This window comes from Streptomyces sp. NPDC047981, from assembly GCF_040653315.1.
Lineage (GTDB): Bacteria > Actinomycetota > Actinomycetes > Streptomycetales > Streptomycetaceae > Streptomyces.
Genome location: NZ_JBEZNQ010000046.1, coordinates 13,493 through 29,597, shown reverse-complemented (window position 1 = coordinate 29,597; position 16,105 = coordinate 13,493). Strand labels below are relative to the sequence as shown.

The window sequence follows — 16,105 nt, the reverse complement described above, 5'->3', positions numbered from 1 at the left end:
CGGCGCCGGACCGTCGCCCAACGGCCCGACGGGCGGGAGCCTGGGCACCGCCGGCGGCCCAGGTCCGGACCCGACGGGCGATCCACGCCCGGCAGGCGACCCGGGGCGAGTCGGTGACCCGGGGTCGGCAGGCAACCCGAGCCGAGTCGGTGACCCAGGGCCGGCAGGCGACCCGGGCCCCGCCGGTCGGCCGGGCCCGCTCAGTGGTCCAGGCGTAGGCGGCGCGGACGACGCGGACGACGAGGGCGGCACGGGCGACGGGCACCTCGTGCATGCCGTCGCCGAGGGCGACAAGGACGCGCTGTCTCGGCTCTTCGCCCGGCACGCGGGCCCGCTCTTCGCCCATCTCCTCAACCGCGGCTTTCCCGCCCAGACCGTCGAGGACGCCGTCCAGGAGACCTTCCTGACGGTGTGGAAGAGCGCGTCCGGCTTCCACGAGGGCAGCGTCCCCGCCTGGCTGCGGCGGATAGCCCACTGCCGCGCCGTCGACCTCGAACGGGCCGCCGGACGGCAGCGCGCCCTCGCCGACCGGGCCCGCGAGCACACCCCCGCCTCCGCCGGCACGGCCCCCTCCGTAGAGGACTGCCTGCTCGCCTCCTCGCCCCGCTACGCGGCGATAGCCTTCGCGCTCGCCGGGCTGCCCGCCCCGCAGCGCGAGGTCATCGAGTTGCGCTACCTCCAGCACTACAGCGTCCGCGAGACCGCCGAACGCCTCGCCGTCCCCGAGGGCACGGTCAAGGCCCGCGCCGCCCGGGGCTGCGCCCGGCTGCGCGAGTGGATCGTGGCCCAGCACGAGGCCGAGTCCTCGCCCGCCGAAGGAGGTGCCGGTGACCGCGACCGGGTCCCCCGCCCCCGCCCGTAACCCCCGACCGGCGCCCCCCACGCCCGCCGGCACCGCGTCCCCCGCCCCCACCTCCGGTACCGAAGGCAGCCCTCGCATGGCCGAGCTCTCTCCCCCCACCACAGCCGCCCCCACCCGACACCTCCCCGCGCACTGGGTGGACGCGTACGCCCGCGGGGAGCTCTCCCCCGAGTTCCTCGGCCACGCGGAGGCGCATCTCGACCGGTGCCGGGCGTGTGCCGACGCCGTCGACCTGGCGGTACGCGGCGGACCGCACGGCCCCCGCCTCACCGCCCTGCACGCGGCCCTGGTCAACCGGATCGGGTGAGGGCATGCTCGGGACCATGGTGCGCAGGAGAACGGTGCGGGTCACGTCGTCGGCGCTGGTGCTCGCGCTGGTGCCGATGCTCACGGTGGCCGGATGCGGTGACCAGGACACCCCGGCGAAGCCGGTCGTGACCCAGGAATCGGTGGCAACCACCGCCACGCCCACCACCACCGCGCCCGCCCCGACGACCGTCCCCGCCCCGCCGGTCCCCACCGGGACGGACGGCACCGTACGGAACGACCACGAGCCGGGCCCCCGCGAGGTCCTCGTCGAGGTGAACGTCAACGGCGGCCTGGCCGGGGTCCGCAACCAGCTGATCGTCCATTACGACGGCACCTACACGACCCGGTCCGGCACGCAGGACCCGCGCTCCGGCCGCATGACCGCCGCCGAAGTGGCCGCGCTGCGCGCGGCCTTGGAGGACCCGGCGTACGCGAAGGTGCCGACGCGCCCGACGGAACAGCCGGTGGCCGACGGCTTCCAGTACGTCGTCACCCACCGGTACCGCGTCGTGGTCGCCGCCGACGGAGAACGCCCGCCCGCCCTCCAGCGCGTCTTCGAGGCCCTCCCCGACGGCGGCCCGCCGACCGGCCCCTGAGGTCAGGCGGCCGGCAGGCCCTCGCCCGTCGCCGACAGGTCTCTCAACTGGCGGTCCAGGAAGGCCCGTACGCGCGCGGGCATGTCCATCGCCCCCGGGTCGAGGGCCCATTGGAGCTGGAGGCCGTCCATCACGGCCAGCTGCTCCCGGCCGGCGGCCCGGCAGTCGACGCCCTCGCGCAGTTCCCCGCGCCGCACCGCCGCCTCCATCAGCCCGACCATGTGGCTCAGGACGCGCTCGTACCGCTCCTTGAAGTAGTCGTGCGCGGGGTGGCCCACGTTGCCCGACTCCCCGGCCAGGACGTTGAACATCCGCACGATGCCGGGGCGGCGGGTGTTCTCCTCGACGAGGGTGACGACGGTCTCCAGGTACGCGGCGTACGAGTCCGGCTCGCGGGCGAAGAGGCGCTCGACGTCGTGCTGCTCGCTCTGCGCGAGGACCGACAGCAGGAGGTCCTCCTTGCTGCGGAAGTGGTGCAGCAGCCCGCCCTGGGTGATGCCGCAGTCGTTGGCGATCCGGGCGAGCGAGGAGGCGTGGAAGCCCCACCGTCCGAAGTGTTCGACGGCGGTGTCGAGGATCTTCCGGCGGCGCTCGTCCCCCACCGCATAGCTGCCCCTGCCTGCGCTTCCGCGGGTCGTTCGGCCCTTGTTCTCCGGCATGGGGCCCAGCTTAGGTCGTGCCCGGGATGGGGTTTTCGTCCTGTGATCCAGGACACAGAATCAAAACCTAGTACCCACTCGGTTTTCGCGCTTAGCCTGAGGGCGCCGAGGCCGACGAAGCGGTCGGCCCGAACGACGGAGTCCCCCATGGCGCTCGCTCACGAACCGACACGGACCACCGGCCCCGCCGACATGGGCGTCCTGAACATCGGCAACGCCCTGCCCCGGTCGCACGTCCCGATCATGGCGCCCGCGCCGCTCGCGATCGGGGGCGGCGGCAACCACGGCGCGCTGTTCCTCCTCGGCGGCGTGGCCTGCGTGCTCGGCGCGCTCGCCGTCCAGTTCATCCGCTCGGTCACGTAGGAGACCCACCATGCCCACGCACCCGTACCAGGACTCCACCCGCCCCGTCGACGAGCGCGTCGAGGACCTGCTCGCCCGGATGACCCTGCAGGAGAAGGCCGGCCAGCTCTTCCACTCGATGCTGATGATGAACGCGGACGGCACGCCGGTCACCGAGACCGACGGCTCGATGCTGCCGTACACCACGCCGGAGCTGATCGAGGGCCGTCACCTCACCCACTTCAACCTGCTCGGCACCTACGGAGCCCGCGAGATGGCCCGCTGGCACAACGCGGTCCAGGAGATGGCCGCGAGCACGCGGCTCGGCATCCCGGTCTCGCTCTCCACCGACCCGCGCCACGCCTTCACCGACAACGTCGGCGCCTCCTTCAACGCCGGCGCCTTCTCCGCCTGGCCCGAGGCGCTGGGGCTCGCCGCGATCGCCGACCCGGAACTGGTCTTCCGCTTCGCCGACACCGTCCGCCGCGAGTACCTCTCCGTGGGCTTCCGTACGGCCCTCCACCCGCAGATCGACCTGGCCACCGAGCCGCGCTGGGCCCGCCAGTCCGGCACCTTCGGCTCGGACGCCGAGCTGACCGGTGAGCTGGTCCAGGCGTACGTACGGGGCCTGCAGGGCGAGGAGCTGGGTCCGGACTCGGTGGCGGCCATGGTCAAGCACTTCCCCGGCGGCGGCCCGCAGAAGGACGGCGAGGACCCGCACTTCCCGCACGGCAAGGAGCAGATCTACCCGGGCGGGATGCGGGAGCACCACCTGGAGCCCTTCAAGGCCGCCATCGCCGCCGGCTGCTCGCAGATGATGCCGTACTACGGCCAGCCGATCGGCACCGACTGGGAGGAGGTCGGCTTCGGCTTCAGCAAGGGCGTGGTGACCGGGCTGCTGCGGGAGGAACTCGGCTTCCAGGGCATCGTCTGCACCGACTGGGGGCTGCTGACGGACTCGGTGATCTTCGGCGAGCCGCACGAGGCGCGCGCGTGGGGCGTGGAGCACCTGAGCGTCGCCGAGCGGGCGGCGAAGTCGCTGGACGCGGGCGCGGACCAGTTCGGGGGCGAGCAGTGCCCCGAGGTGATCGTGGAGCTGGTCGAGTCGGGCCGGATCTCCGAGGAGCGTGTGGACGCCTCCGTACGGCGGCTGCTGCGGGAGAAGTTCGTGCTCGGGCTCTTCGACGAGCGCCGGTACGTCGACCCGGAGGAGGCGGCCGAGACGGTCGGCCGCGCCGACTTCAAGGCGGCGGGCGCGGCGGCCCAGCGCCGCTCGCTGACCGTCCTCACCGACGGTCCGCTGCCGCTGACCGGCCGTCCGAAGCTGTACGTCGAGAACGTCGACCCGGCCGTGGCGGCGGCCTACGGCGAGGTCGTGGCGGAGCCGGCCGAGGCGGACCTGGCGGTCCTGCGGCTGCGCACCCCGTACGAGGAGCGGCCCAACCTCTTCGAGGCCTTCTTCCACTCCGGCTCGCTCGCCTTCCCCGAGCCCGAGCTGACCCGGATCCTCGCGCTGCTCTCGGCGGTCCCGACGGTCGTCTGCGTCAACCTGGAGCGGCCGGCCGTCCTGCCGGAGATCGCCGAGCACGCGGCGGCGCTGATCGCGGACTACGGCGCGAGCGACGAGGCCCTCCTGGACGTGGCCTTCGGCCGGGCGCAGGCGGAGGGGAAGCTTCCGTTCGAGCTGCCCCGCTCGATGGCGGCGGTGGAGGCGGCCCGCCCGGACGTCCCGAACGACACGGTGGATCCGGTCTTCCCGCACGGCCACGGGCTGACCGTCTGAATCCGATCCTGCGCCCCGCCCCCCGAATCCCGTTTGTCCCGGCCCTCCCCGCCCCGCGAGGATGGCCGGGACAGCCGTCCGCCGAGACCGGGAGTGCGCGCACATGTCCAGCCCCGTCACCCTCGACCGCCGCCAGGGCCCGTACGGAGAGGTCGTGCTCCGGCGCCGTGACGAGCACTTCGAGATCATCGCCAACGGCACGTTCCTGATGGACACTTCCGACGGGCGTTCGGAGCGGCTACTGGTCGACGCGGCCTACCTGGCGCTCGACCCGCCACCCGGCGGCCCGCTTCCCTCGGTGCTCATCGGCGGCCTCGGCGTCGGCTTCTCCCTCGCCCACGCCGCCGCGGATCCCCGCTGGGGCCGGATCGCGGTGGTCGAGCGCGAGCAGGCCATCATCGACTGGCACCGCGCGGGCCCGCTCTCCGCGATCTCTGGCCCCGCGCTCGCGGATCCACGGAACGTGATCCTGCACACGGACCTCGTCGCGTACGTCCACGACTCCTCGGACACGTACGACGCGCTCTGCCTCGACATCGACAACGGACCCGACTGGACCGTCACCGAGGACAACCAAAACCTTTACTCCGCACCGGGGTTGGCGGCCTGCGCGAGGCGCCTGAACCCCGGCGGGATCCTCGCCGTCTGGTCGGCCCGGCCGTCAGCCGATTTCGAAGCGTCCTTGCGGAATGCCGGATTCAGCGGGGTACGGACGGAAGAGATCCCGGTTGCCCGGGGCGTCCCTGACGTGGTGCACCTCGCCGTCCGGCCTGGATAGCCGGGACGCCGCCCGTGCCTCTAGGCTGCTGGCCGACACCAGCGATGCGAGGCGGGGCAATGGAGCAGACACACACCACTCACCACGGTGCGGCGGCCACTCCGGGTGCGCAGCGGCGGGTGCTGGTCGTCGAGGACGACACGACGATCGTGGATGCGATCGCCGCCCGGCTGCGCGCGGAGGGGTTCCTCGTCCAGACCGCGACGGACGGACCGGCCGCGGTCGACGCGGCCGAGGCCTGGCAGCCCGACCTGATGGTCCTCGACGTGATGCTGCCCGGCTTCGACGGGCTCGAGGTCTGCCGCCGTGTCCAGGCGCAGCGCCCGGTGCCGGTCCTGATGCTGACCGCGCGGGACGACGAGACGGACATGCTGGTCGGGCTCGGCGTCGGCGCCGACGACTACATGACCAAGCCGTTCTCCATGCGTGAGCTGGCCGCCCGCGTGCACGTCCTGCTGCGCCGGGTGGAGCGGGCCGCGCTGGCGGCCGTCACCCCGCGGAGCGGGATCCTGCGCCTGGGCGAGCTGGAGATCGACCACGCGCAGCGCCGGGTCCGGGTCCGCAACGACGACGTGCACCTGACGCCGACCGAGTTCGACCTGCTGGTCTGCCTGGCGAACACCCCGCGCGCGGTGCTCTCCCGCGAGCAGCTGCTCGCCGAGGTCTGGGACTGGGCGGACGCCTCCGGTACGCGGACGGTGGACAGCCACATCAAGGCCCTGCGCCGGAAGATCGGGGCGGAGCGGATCCGTACGGTCCATGGCGTCGGGTACGCGCTGGAGACGCCGGCGTCATGAGCCGCCGGGGGCAGCGCCCCGAGCGCCGGAACAGGCGCCGGATCGTGATCTCGATCAAGACCAAGCTGGGCACGCTGGTCGTCGGGGCGGTCCTGCTGACCTCGGGGCTCGCGCTGGTGGCGATCCGGACCTCCACGGAGTTCCGCTACATCACGATCTTCGCGATGATCGCGACGCTCCTGATCACTCAGTTCGTGGCGCAGTCCCTGACGGCGCCGCTCGACGAGATGAACACGGTCGCCGGGTCGATCTCGCGCGGGGACTTCAGCCGGCGGGTGCGCGGCGCGGACCGCCGCGACGAGCTGGGCGACCTGGCCTCGACGATCAATCGCATGGCGGACGACCTGGAGTCCGTCGACCGGCACCGCAAGGAGCTGGTCGCGAACGTCTCGCACGAGCTGCGCACGCCCATCGCGGCGCTCCGAGCGGTCCTGGAGAACGTCGTCGACGGGGTCTCGGAAGCCGATCCGGAGACCATGCGGACGGCCCTGAAGCAGACCGAGCGGCTCGGCCGGCTGGTGGAGACCCTGCTCGACCTGTCACGTCTTGACAACGGTGTCGTCACGCTCAAGGCACGCCGGTTCGAGGTCTGGCCGTATCTCTCCGGGGTGCTCCGGGAGGCCAATCTGGCCGCGTCCCAGCGCGGCCTGTCCTCCACGTCCGGCCTGCACAACCGTACGGACGTCCATCTGCACCTCGACGTCTCGCCGCCCGAGCTGACCGCCCACGCGGACGCGGAGCGGCTGCACCAGGTGATGGCGAACCTGATCGACAACGCGGTGAAGCACTCGCCGCCGCACGGCCGCGTGACGGTACGGGCGCGGCGCGGGGACTGGCCGGACTCGCTGGCCCTGGAGGTCGAGGACGAGGGCCCGGGCATCCCGGAGGCGCTGCGGCACACGGTCTTCGAGCGGTTCAACCGGGGACAGGTGCCGGACAAGTCCGGCCCGGGCAGCGACGGCGGTACGGGCCTGGGGCTCGCGATCGCCCGCTGGGCGGTGGATCTGCACGGCGGCGAGATCGGCGTGGCCGAATCGTCACGTGGCTGCCGAATCCAGGTCACTCTTCCGGGCAGCGTTCCGGCGCGAGGTTGACGTAGGGTCGAACGGGAAGCACGTCTTCTGCGTGGTCTTTTACAGGACACGATCAGGACGTGGTCAGGGATGCATGCCTCAGGGGCCGCACCCCGGCTCTCTCGTACCCGCGTGAGGGCAGAACCACGCTTGTTTCCCGCCAATCCCTGCCCTGAAACGCCGCGTCAAGTGTGACTTGCGCGACGTTGGTAGTGCCCGGCCTGCACCTCTCGGCCAGGGAGGCGTAGCCTTTATTTCCGCTGTCCATCACCTTGTGAAGCGGAAGAGGGCGGTTACCGCCGTGTCGTCTCAGTCCCCCAGTACCCCGAGTACCTCCACCGGCCAAGACGGGCAGGGTCAGAACCCTGCTACCGCCTTCGGCGCCAATGAGTGGCTCGTCGACGAGATCTACCAGCAGTACCTCCAGGACCCGAATTCAGTCGATCGTGCCTGGTGGGACTTCTTCGCCGACTACAAGCCCGGTGCCACGGAGACCCCGGCCTCCGCGCCGCAGGTGAGCCCCGCACAGGCCGCACCTGCCGCGCCCGCCGCTCCGGCCCCGGTCAAGGCCGCCCCGGCCGCCGCCGCTCCGGCCGCCCCCGCGCCGGCCCCCGCCGCTCAGGCCGCCCCGGCGGCACCTGCTCCGGTCAAGCCCGCGCCCGCCGCCGCTCCGGCCCCGGCGAAGGCCGCCCCGGCCGCAGCCGCCCCGGCGAAGGCCGCCGCCGCTCCCGCGGCCGAGGCGCCCGCCGGCCCCGAGCTGATCACGCTGCGCGGCCCCGCCGCCGCCGTCGCGAAGAACATGAACGCCTCGCTGGAGGTGCCGACGGCCACGTCCGTCCGCGCCGTCCCGGTGAAGCTGCTCTTCGACAACCGGATCGTGATCAACAACCACCTGAAGCGCGCCCGGGGCGGGAAGATCTCCTTCACGCACCTCATCGGCTACGCGATGGTGCAGGCGATCAAGGCCATGCCGTCGATGAACTACTCCTTCGCGGAGAAGGACGGCAAGCCGACGCTGGTCAAGCCGGACCACGTGAACTTCGGCCTCGCGATCGACCTGGTGAAGCCGAACGGCGACCGCCAGCTCGTCGTCGCGGGCATCAAGAAGGCCGAGACGCTGAACTTCTTCGAGTTCTGGCAGGCCTACGAGGACATCGTCAAGCGCGCCCGCGTCGGCAAGCTGACGATGGAGGACTTCACCGGCGTCACGGTCTCCCTGACCAACCCCGGTGGCCTCGGCACGGTCCACTCGGTCCCCCGCCTGATGCCCGGACAGTCCGTGATCATGGGCGTCGGCTCGATGGACTACCCGGCCGAGTTCCAGGGCACCTCCCAGGACACCCTGAACAAGCTGGGCATCTCCAAGGTCATGACGCTGACCTCGACGTACGACCACCGCGTCATCCAGGGCGCCGCCTCCGGCGAGTTCCTGCGCGTCGTCGCGAACTACCTCCTCGGCGAGGAGGGCTTCTACGACGACATCTTCAAGGCCCTGCGCATCCCCTACGAGCCGGTCCGCTGGCTCAAGGACATCGACGCCTCGCACGACGACGACGTCACCAAGGCCGCGCGGGTCTTCGAGCTGATCCACTCCTACCGGGTCCGCGGCCACGTCATGGCCGACACCGACCCGCTGGAGTACCGCCAGCGCAAGCACCCCGACCTGGACATCACCGAGCACGGACTGACGCTCTGGGACCTGGAGCGCGAGTTCGCGGTCGGCGGCTTCGCCGGCAAGTCGATGATGAAGCTCCGCGACATCCTCGGCGTGCTGCGCGACTCGTACTGCCGCACCACCGGCGTCGAGTTCATGCACATCCAGGACCCGAAGCAGCGCAAGTGGATCCAGGACCGCGTCGAGCGCTCGCACTCCAAGCCGGAGCGCGAGGAGCAGCTGCGGATCCTGCGCCGCCTGAACGCGGCGGAGGCCTTCGAGACCTTCCTGCAGACCAAGTACGTCGGTCAGAAGCGGTTCTCCCTGGAGGGCGGCGAGTCCGTCATCCCGCTGCTCGACGCGGTCATCGACTCCGCCGCCGAGTCCCGCCTGGACGAGGTCGTCATCGGCATGGCCCACCGCGGCCGGCTGAACGTCCTCGCGAACATCGTGGGCAAGTCGTACGCGCAGATCTTCCGCGAGTTCGAGGGCAACCTCGACCCGAAGTCGATGCACGGCTCCGGCGACGTGAAGTACCACCTGGGCGCCGAGGGGACCTTCACCGGCCTGGACGGCGAGCAGATCAAGGTCTCGCTCACCGCCAACCCCTCGCACCTGGAGGCGGTCGACCCGGTCCTGGAGGGTGTCGTCCGCGCCAAGCAGGACGTCATCAACAAGGGCGGCACGGACTTCACCGTCCTCCCGGTCGCACTGCACGGTGACGCGGCCTTCGCGGGCCAGGGCGTCGTCGCCGAGACGCTGAACATGTCGCAGCTGCGCGGCTACCGCACCGGCGGCACGGTCCACATCGTCATCAACAACCAGGTCGGCTTCACGGCGGCTCCCGAGTCGTCCCGCTCCTCCATGTACGCCACCGACGTGGCCCGCATGATCGAGGCGCCGATCTTCCACGTGAACGGCGACGACCCGGAGGCCGTGGTCCGCGTCGCGCGGCTCGCCTTCGAGTTCCGCCAGACGTTCAACAAGGACGTCGTGATCGACCTCATCTGCTACCGCCGCCGCGGTCACAACGAGGGCGACAACCCGCAGTTCACCAACCCGCAGATGTACAACCTGATCGACAAGAAGCGTTCGGTGCGCAAGCTGTACACCGAGTCGCTGATCGGTCGCGGCGACATCACCCTGGAAGAGGCGGAGCAGGCGCTCCAGGACTTCCAGGGTCAGCTGGAGAAGGTCTTCGCGGAGGTCCGCGAGGCCACCTCCGCCCCGGCCCCGACGCACATCCCGGACGCGCAGCCGGAGTTCCCGGTCGCCGTCACCACCGCGGTCTCCCAGGAGGTCGTGAAGCGGATCGCCGAGTCGCAGGTGAACATCCCGGAGCGGATCACGGTCCACCCGCGTCTGATGCCGCAGATGCAGCGCCGCGCGGCCTCCATCGACGACGGCACGATCGACTGGGGCTTCGGCGAGACCCTCGCCATCGGCTCGCTGCTGATGGAGGGCACCCCGGTCCGGCTGTCCGGCCAGGACTCCCGCCGCGGCACCTTCGGTCAGCGCCACGCGGTCCTGGTGGACCAGGAGACCGGCGAGGACTACACCCCGCTGCTCTACCTGAACCCCGACGACCAGGCCCACTACAACGTCTACGACTCGCTGCTCAGCGAGTACGCGGCGATGGGCTTCGAGTACGGCTACTCGCTGGCCCGCCCGGACGCCCTGGTCATCTGGGAGGCCCAGTTCGGTGACTTCGTCAACGGCGCGCAGACCGTCGTCGACGAGTTCATCTCCTCGGCCGAGCAGAAGTGGGGCCAGACCTCCGGCGTCACGCTGCTCCTGCCGCACGGCTACGAGGGCCAGGGCCCGGACCACTCGTCCGCGCGCCCGGAGCGCTTCCTGCAGATGTGCGCGCAGGACAACATGACGGTCGCGATGCCGACCCTGCCGTCGAACTACTTCCACCTGCTGCGCTGGCAGGTCCACAACCCGCACCACAAGCCGCTGATCGTCTTCACCCCGAAGTCGATGCTGCGTCTGAAGGCGGCGGCGTCGAAGGCGGAGGAGTTCACCACCGGCGGCTTCCGCCCGGTGATCGGCGACACGCTCACCTCCTCCGGAGCGGGTAACCCGGCCGACGTCCGCAAGGTCGTCTTCTGCGCCGGCAAGGTCTACTACGACCTGGAGGCCGAGCGTCAGAAGCGCGGCGTCACGGACACCGCGATCATCCGTCTGGAGCGCCTGTACCCGCTGCCGGGTGCCGAGCTGCAGGCCGAGATCGCCAAGTACCCGAACGCCGAGAAGTACCTGTGGGCCCAGGAGGAGCCGGCGAACCAGGGTGCCTGGCCGTTCATCGCGCTCAACCTGATCGACCACCTGGACCTGGCGGTCGGCGCCGACATCCCGCACGGCGAGCGCCTGCGCCGGATCTCGCGCCCGCACTCCTCGTCCCCGGCGGTCGGCTCGGCCAAGCGCCACCAGGCCGAGCAGCAGCAGCTGGTCAACGAGGTCTTCGACGCCTGACCGGCTGACCTCGTACGCACAGAGGCCCGGCCCCCCCGAGAGGGGGCCGGGCCTCCGGCGTTCGGTGGGGCTATCCGAGGTTGGCCTCGAAGTCCCAGTAGGGGCGGTTGCGCTGACGCGCCGAGAGGGTGTGCGGGTGCTGGGCGCCCAGGGTCCGGGTGAGGGTCAGCAGGGCGTCCTCCTCCAGCTTCCCGGCCTCCTCGACCTCACGCAGACCGCGCAGGTCGGTGGCGAGGGCGACCTGGCTGGAGAGGGTGAGGGGGTGCTCGTTGCCGAGCACGTGGCGGGCCCGGCGGAGGGTGTCGCGGCTGAGTTCGGCGGCGTCGGCCACCCGCCCGTTGAAGTTGCGGGCGGCAGCGGTGTTGAGCGCGCAGCCGAGGACCCAGGGGTGGTCGGATCCCACCGAGGAGGTGAGCCCGGCGAGCGCGGCCTCCAGGATGGCCAGCGCGTTGGCGCGCTCGCCGGAGGCCTGCATGACGAGCGCCGTGTTCGCGAGGACTCCCGTGGCGACGGCGTGGGCGGGGCCCAGGAGCGACCGGTAGCCGGCTTCGGCCTCGGTGACCAGTTCCCTCGCCTGGTCGAGGTCGCCGTGTTCGCGCAGGTAGTTGGCGTAGTTGTTGATGGCGGCGAGGGTGATGTAGTGCCCGCGCCCGTGCACCTGCTCCAGTTGTTCGAGCAGGGCGGCCATGGTGGCTCCGAGGTCCTGCTGGAAACCGCCCTCCCGGCGTCGGCACAGGGCCAGTTGGGTGCGGGCGAACAGGGTCTGCAGGTGCTGGGGGCCGAGTACCTGCACGTGCACCCGGACGTTGGCCTCCTGGCGGGCGAGCGCCTCGCGGTACTGGCCAAGGAGCCGGAGGTCGTGGGCGAGGGCGTTGCTGGTGCTGAGCGTGTGGGCGTGGCGGCTGCCCAGGACGCGCTCGCAGCGGACCAGCGACTCCGCGTCGAGTTCCTGGGCCTCCCGGTACCGGCCGAGCGACCGGAGCACCACGCCGAGGTTGTGGCGGGCGACCAGGGTGGAGAACTCGGTCTCGCCGAGGAGTCGTTGCGCTTCGCCGAGCACCTGGCGCTGGAGCTGCTCCGCCTCCTGGTACTGGCCGAGGAATCTCAGGTCGCTGGCGATGGCGCTGCCGGAGAGGAGCGAGCCGTGCTCGTTCCTGGGCTCGGAGGCGTTCAGCCGCTCGCGCTGGGCGAGGTCGAGGTCGTAGGCCTCGCGGAAGCGGCCGAACGAGCGCAGGACGTTGCCCTGCTGTGTGGTCAGGTCCAGCATGGGCTGGTCCAGCGGGTCCATGAAGGTGGACCAGGCGTCCCGGATCTGTTCGGCGAGCTGGGCACCGGCGCGGAACTCGCCGCTGCGATAGCAGTAGCGGAGGCAGTTGAGGACGGCGGTCTGCACGCGCGGGTTGCGGCTGGAGAGCGCGCCGGACGGGGTGATGTGCGGCAGGAGTTCGGCGTACCGGGGCCAGTGCCGGCTGTCCAGCGGGTTGCCGGGGTCGGCCTCGGCGAGGAGGGTACGGACGGCCTTGCGGTGGGCCTCGCGGTGTTCGCCGTCGGTGAGCCGGGCGACGATGTCGTGGACGAGCCGGTGCATGTGCACGGACTCCTGGTGCGGGGCCATCTCGGCGTTGTTGGCGGCCGGGCCGCGGGTCTCGCGGGTGAGCACCGAGTAGTTGACGAGGGTGTCCAGGGCCCGGGTCCAGGCGGGCAGGTCGGTCGCCATCCAGCGCAGGTCCTCGGGGAGGTCGGCCTGGGGGTAGGCGCGGACGAGTCCGAGGGGGATGCGGCCGGGGGCGAAGGAGGCGCACAGGCTGAGCACGTCGATGGCCTGCGGCTGGGAGCGTCGGAGCCGGTTGATCAGTATCGACCAGGAGGTGAGCGAGGCGTTGGGGTATCCGTCGCCGAGCGCGGCGTCCTCGACCGTGGAGAGCCGTCCGTCGCGGACCATGCGCAGGTACTCGGGAACCTCCATGCCGGACTCGCCGAGCCAGGCGGCTGCCTGGACGAGCGGCAGGGGTACGTCGCCGAACTCGGCGGCGACCTCGTCGGCCTGGGGCGCGGTGATGTGGGAGGCGCGGCGCATCAGGTAGGCGGTGGACTCGGCGCGGTCGAAGCTGGGGATCTCCAGGACGTCGGTGTAGTCGCCCCAGCCACGGTTGCGGGAGGTGATCAGTACGTGTCCCGGCCCTTGGGGCAGCATGACCTGGGCGCCGTCGGTGTCGTCCCAGCCGTCGAAGATGACGAGCCAGCGGGAGTGCGGGTCGCCGCGGCGCAGGGCCTCCCGTACGGCGCGGATCCGCTCGCCGGGGTCGTTGCCGGTGGGCAGGCGCAGTTCGGCGGCGAGTTCGCCGAAGCGGTCGCGCTGGATGTTGCGGTCGTCGGAGTTGACCCACCAGATGACGTCGTAGTCGGGACTGAAGCGGTGGGCGTACTCGGCGGCGATCTGGGTCTTGCCGATGCCCGACATGCCGAGCAGGGTGCAGGCCGCGTTGCCGCGCTCGGCGTCCATCAGCCGTTCCTGGAGTTCGGCGAGGAGGTCGTCCCGTCCGGTGAATCTCGGGTTGCGGCGCGGGATCTCGCCCCAGATCTCGGGTGGGGTGTCGGGGTAGCGCACGGAGACGCCGGGCGGGACGCGGCGGCCACCGGAGCGACGGGGACCGATGCCCAGGCGGCTGAGGAGGCGGGCTTCCGCCTCCTCCTCGCCGACGCCCCAGAGGCTGACGGGTTCGAGGACGGCGGTGGCGGGGAGCAGCGGCCGGTTGGTGAGGTTGACGGCGGCGAAGCGGTCGGCCCGGGAGGCGATGAAGCCGCGCAGGACGTCGTTCCACTCGCCGGCCGGCCGGGGCCCGAGCTGGAAGAACCAGTCGTTGAGCACGAGCAGCACCTGGCCGCGGGCGAGCAGCAGGTCGCTGAGGGAGTCCTCCAGGGGAACCTCGCGCGGCGGGTCCCAGCGTTGCAGCGTCGCACGGACCCCGTGCGCTTCGAGGCGCTGGTTGATCCAGGTCGCCCACGGCCGGTGGTAGCCGGGGAAGACCACCAGGACGTGCTCGGGGGCGACCCCGCCGCCGTCGTCCGCCGCGCTGCCGCCCGACCGCTGTTCCGCCATCTGTACGTCTCCCGTCCCGCTCACGCGCAACGCAGTGTCATGTGCCCTGGGCACAGTGTTACCCAGCTGCCCGGGGGGCGGTGCCGAGGCTCGCGTGGTGCCGCCTCATTTGCTGGGCGAACTCCCGCCCCTCACTGGTCAGTTCATCGGATTCAAGCAGGATCGCCAGCGCCTCGCCCACCTGATCGTGGATATGGTCGAACTGTTGCCCGGCGCTGGACCGCCAGGGCCGGGGCACCGCGTGCGCGGTCGCGGCGCGCCGCCACAGATCGGTCAGCGCCAGATGGGCGTACGCGCCCTGGAGCACTCCACTGATGGGCCGGGCGTCGGGGCGCCAGCCGACCCGGTGCACGGCGGCCCTGCCCTGCCGGTACAGCGGGACGAGTTCGTGCAGGGTGGCGAGCTTGCTGTGGTGGAGTTCGTGGACGAGCGTCTCGGCCATGTCCTGCGCACCGGCCGGTACGGAGGTCAGGACGGCGCCCGGAGCCGAACGCAGCGTCGCCCCGAGGGACCGGTGACCGTGCGGCGCCAGGGGAACGACGGCCCGCAGGGCACGCCGTACCTCGGCGGCCCGGCCGGGGTCGGTACGCGCGAGCAGGGCGTGCCCGGCACGCCAGCGTGCGAGCCAGACGTCGGGGTCGGTCTCGCCGGGTGCGGCGGCGGTACGGGGCGGGACGCCCACTCCGCCCGGCGGTACCCGATAGGGGTCGACGTCGTCGAGGCGGGCGCCGGAGTCGGGGAGCGTGGCCAGGCCCTGCCAGTCCTGGCCCCGTCCGACGAGGGTGCCGGTGCGCCGGTCGGTGAGCAGCAGGACGGTGGGCGCCGTGGCCGTGGACTCCTCGGAGTGGATCCGTGCGACGCGTGAGCCGGCCTTGATCCGGACGCGCCCCGACCGCGCGGCCTGCCGGCCCAGGCCGGGCAGCGACAGGAAGCCGCCGGGCGCTTCGACGTCGAGGTCGAGTGGCCAGTCGGCGCGGAGGGCGGCGGTGACGGCGAGGCTCTCCAGCCGGACGAGGTGGCCGTCGAGGGGCGGCCCCACGGGCTCGACGAGAGTGGCGGCCAGCCACGCGCCCGTCATGGGGTAGTCGAGCACGTCACGGACGACGGTCGGGTGGCGGCCCTCGACCCGCTCCAGCAGGTGCCAGGACTGCGCGAAGCGACGGAACACGGCGGCGTCGATCGCCTCGCGGTCCCGCTGGACGCGGACCAGGAGGGCCTTGAGCAGCAGCAGGCGCCGCGCGTGCAGGGCGGAGCGCAGCAGGGCCCCGTCGGCCTGGGCGGGGCGGGTGCGGGCCAGTTCCGCGATGGCCCCGGTGGGCAGCGGCGCGAAGTTCATTTCCGCCTCCTTCGGCGGCCCCCCGGCCATCGCGGGGATCCGGCCGGAAACAGACGGTCGTCGTGGTGCGGCTCAGGCGGCTTTGTCTCCCGCGCCCTCGCACCACGCGTCGGCGAGTTCCGGAGTGCGCAGCAGCACCCGCTCGACGGCGGCGGCGAGTTCGGGATCGTCCATGCCACGCAGGGTCTGCAGGTCCACAGCGGCGAGATCGGGCAGGTGCGCGGACCGGCCGTTGTCGCGCTCGACACCGGTCGCCCACTCCTTGTGCTCCGACACCCTCGGCTCCTCCCCACCGACGCCTGTCCCCCACGGTCGTAGCGGCGGAGCGGTTCTTCCCG

General features: G+C 72.0%; 13 protein-coding genes. 9 read left to right on the top strand and 4 right to left on the bottom strand.

Features of this window, described 5'->3' with window-relative positions; genetic code table 11:
- The first annotated feature begins 268 nt into the window (after window positions 1-268).
- The 3 genes from AB0E14_RS25190 to AB0E14_RS25180 all read left to right on the top strand — a co-directional run bounded on the left by AB0E14_RS25190 (window position 269) and on the right by AB0E14_RS25180 (window position 1,767).
- On the top strand, window positions 269-862 hold the full coding sequence (locus tag AB0E14_RS25190) for a sigma-70 family RNA polymerase sigma factor (RefSeq protein ID WP_362422276.1): 594 nt from the start codon (window positions 269-271) through the stop codon (window positions 860-862).
- Between the two features lie 76 nt (window positions 863-938).
- Window positions 939-1,169 (top strand): zf-HC2 domain-containing protein, encoded by a 231-nt coding sequence (locus AB0E14_RS25185; RefSeq protein ID WP_362422273.1) that lies wholly within the window; start codon window positions 939-941, stop codon window positions 1,167-1,169.
- A gap of 16 nt (window positions 1,170-1,185) precedes the next feature.
- A complete protein-coding gene (locus tag AB0E14_RS25180; RefSeq protein ID WP_362422270.1) occupies window positions 1,186-1,767 on the top strand; it encodes a hypothetical protein in 582 nt (193 codons plus the stop codon).
- 2 nt (window positions 1,768-1,769) lie between these two features.
- Here AB0E14_RS25180 and AB0E14_RS25175 read toward each other — a convergent pair whose 3' ends face one another.
- Complete coding sequence (locus tag AB0E14_RS25175; protein WP_362422267.1) at window positions 1,770-2,426, bottom strand: TetR/AcrR family transcriptional regulator; 657 nt, start codon at window positions 2,424-2,426, stop codon at window positions 1,770-1,772.
- A 147-nt stretch (window positions 2,427-2,573) separates the two neighbouring features.
- On the opposite strand from AB0E14_RS25175, the gene AB0E14_RS25170 reads away from it, so the two are divergent.
- The 6 genes from AB0E14_RS25170 (at window position 2,574) to AB0E14_RS25145 (ending at window position 11,331) form a co-directional block, all read left to right on the top strand.
- Window positions 2,574-2,789 (top strand): hypothetical protein, encoded by a 216-nt coding sequence (locus AB0E14_RS25170; RefSeq protein WP_362422265.1) that lies wholly within the window; start codon window positions 2,574-2,576, stop codon window positions 2,787-2,789.
- Between the two features lie 10 nt (window positions 2,790-2,799).
- Window positions 2,800-4,551 carry a glycoside hydrolase family 3 N-terminal domain-containing protein gene (locus tag AB0E14_RS25165; RefSeq protein ID WP_362422262.1) on the top strand — a complete coding sequence of 584 codons (1,752 nt, stop codon included), beginning with the start codon at window positions 2,800-2,802 and terminating at the stop codon, window positions 4,549-4,551.
- A gap of 103 nt (window positions 4,552-4,654) precedes the next feature.
- Window positions 4,655-5,329 (top strand): spermidine synthase, encoded by a 675-nt coding sequence (locus AB0E14_RS25160; RefSeq protein WP_362422259.1) that lies wholly within the window; start codon window positions 4,655-4,657, stop codon window positions 5,327-5,329.
- 59 nt (window positions 5,330-5,388) lie between these two features.
- On the top strand, window positions 5,389-6,126 hold the full coding sequence (locus AB0E14_RS25155) for a response regulator transcription factor (RefSeq protein ID WP_362422256.1): 738 nt from the start codon (window positions 5,389-5,391) through the stop codon (window positions 6,124-6,126).
- Window positions 6,123-7,220 carry a HAMP domain-containing sensor histidine kinase gene (locus AB0E14_RS25150; protein ID WP_362422253.1) on the top strand — a complete coding sequence of 366 codons (1,098 nt, stop codon included), beginning with the start codon at window positions 6,123-6,125 and terminating at the stop codon, window positions 7,218-7,220. Before AB0E14_RS25155 ends, AB0E14_RS25150 begins: the two co-directional genes overlap by 4 nt.
- A 280-nt stretch (window positions 7,221-7,500) precedes the next feature.
- Window positions 7,501-11,331, top strand: coding sequence for a multifunctional oxoglutarate decarboxylase/oxoglutarate dehydrogenase thiamine pyrophosphate-binding subunit/dihydrolipoyllysine-residue succinyltransferase subunit (locus AB0E14_RS25145; protein WP_362422250.1), 3,831 nt, complete (start codon window positions 7,501-7,503; stop codon window positions 11,329-11,331).
- Between the two features lie 70 nt (window positions 11,332-11,401).
- Here the strand turns inward: AB0E14_RS25145 and fxsT are convergent, their stop codons facing one another.
- The 3 genes from fxsT to AB0E14_RS25130 all read right to left on the bottom strand — a co-directional run bounded on the left by fxsT (window position 11,402) and on the right by AB0E14_RS25130 (window position 16,043).
- Window positions 11,402-14,431, bottom strand: coding sequence for an FxSxx-COOH system tetratricopeptide repeat protein (fxsT, locus tag AB0E14_RS25140; protein WP_362422247.1), 3,030 nt, complete (start codon window positions 14,429-14,431; stop codon window positions 11,402-11,404).
- Window positions 14,432-14,489: 58 nt separating this feature from the next.
- Complete coding sequence (locus tag AB0E14_RS25135; RefSeq protein ID WP_362422244.1) at window positions 14,490-15,767, bottom strand: HEXXH motif-containing putative peptide modification protein; 1,278 nt, start codon at window positions 15,765-15,767, stop codon at window positions 14,490-14,492.
- A 72-nt stretch (window positions 15,768-15,839) separates the two neighbouring features.
- Window positions 15,840-16,043 (bottom strand): hypothetical protein, encoded by a 204-nt coding sequence (locus tag AB0E14_RS25130; RefSeq protein WP_362422241.1) that lies wholly within the window; start codon window positions 16,041-16,043, stop codon window positions 15,840-15,842.
- Window positions 16,044-16,105: the final 62 nt, after the last annotated feature.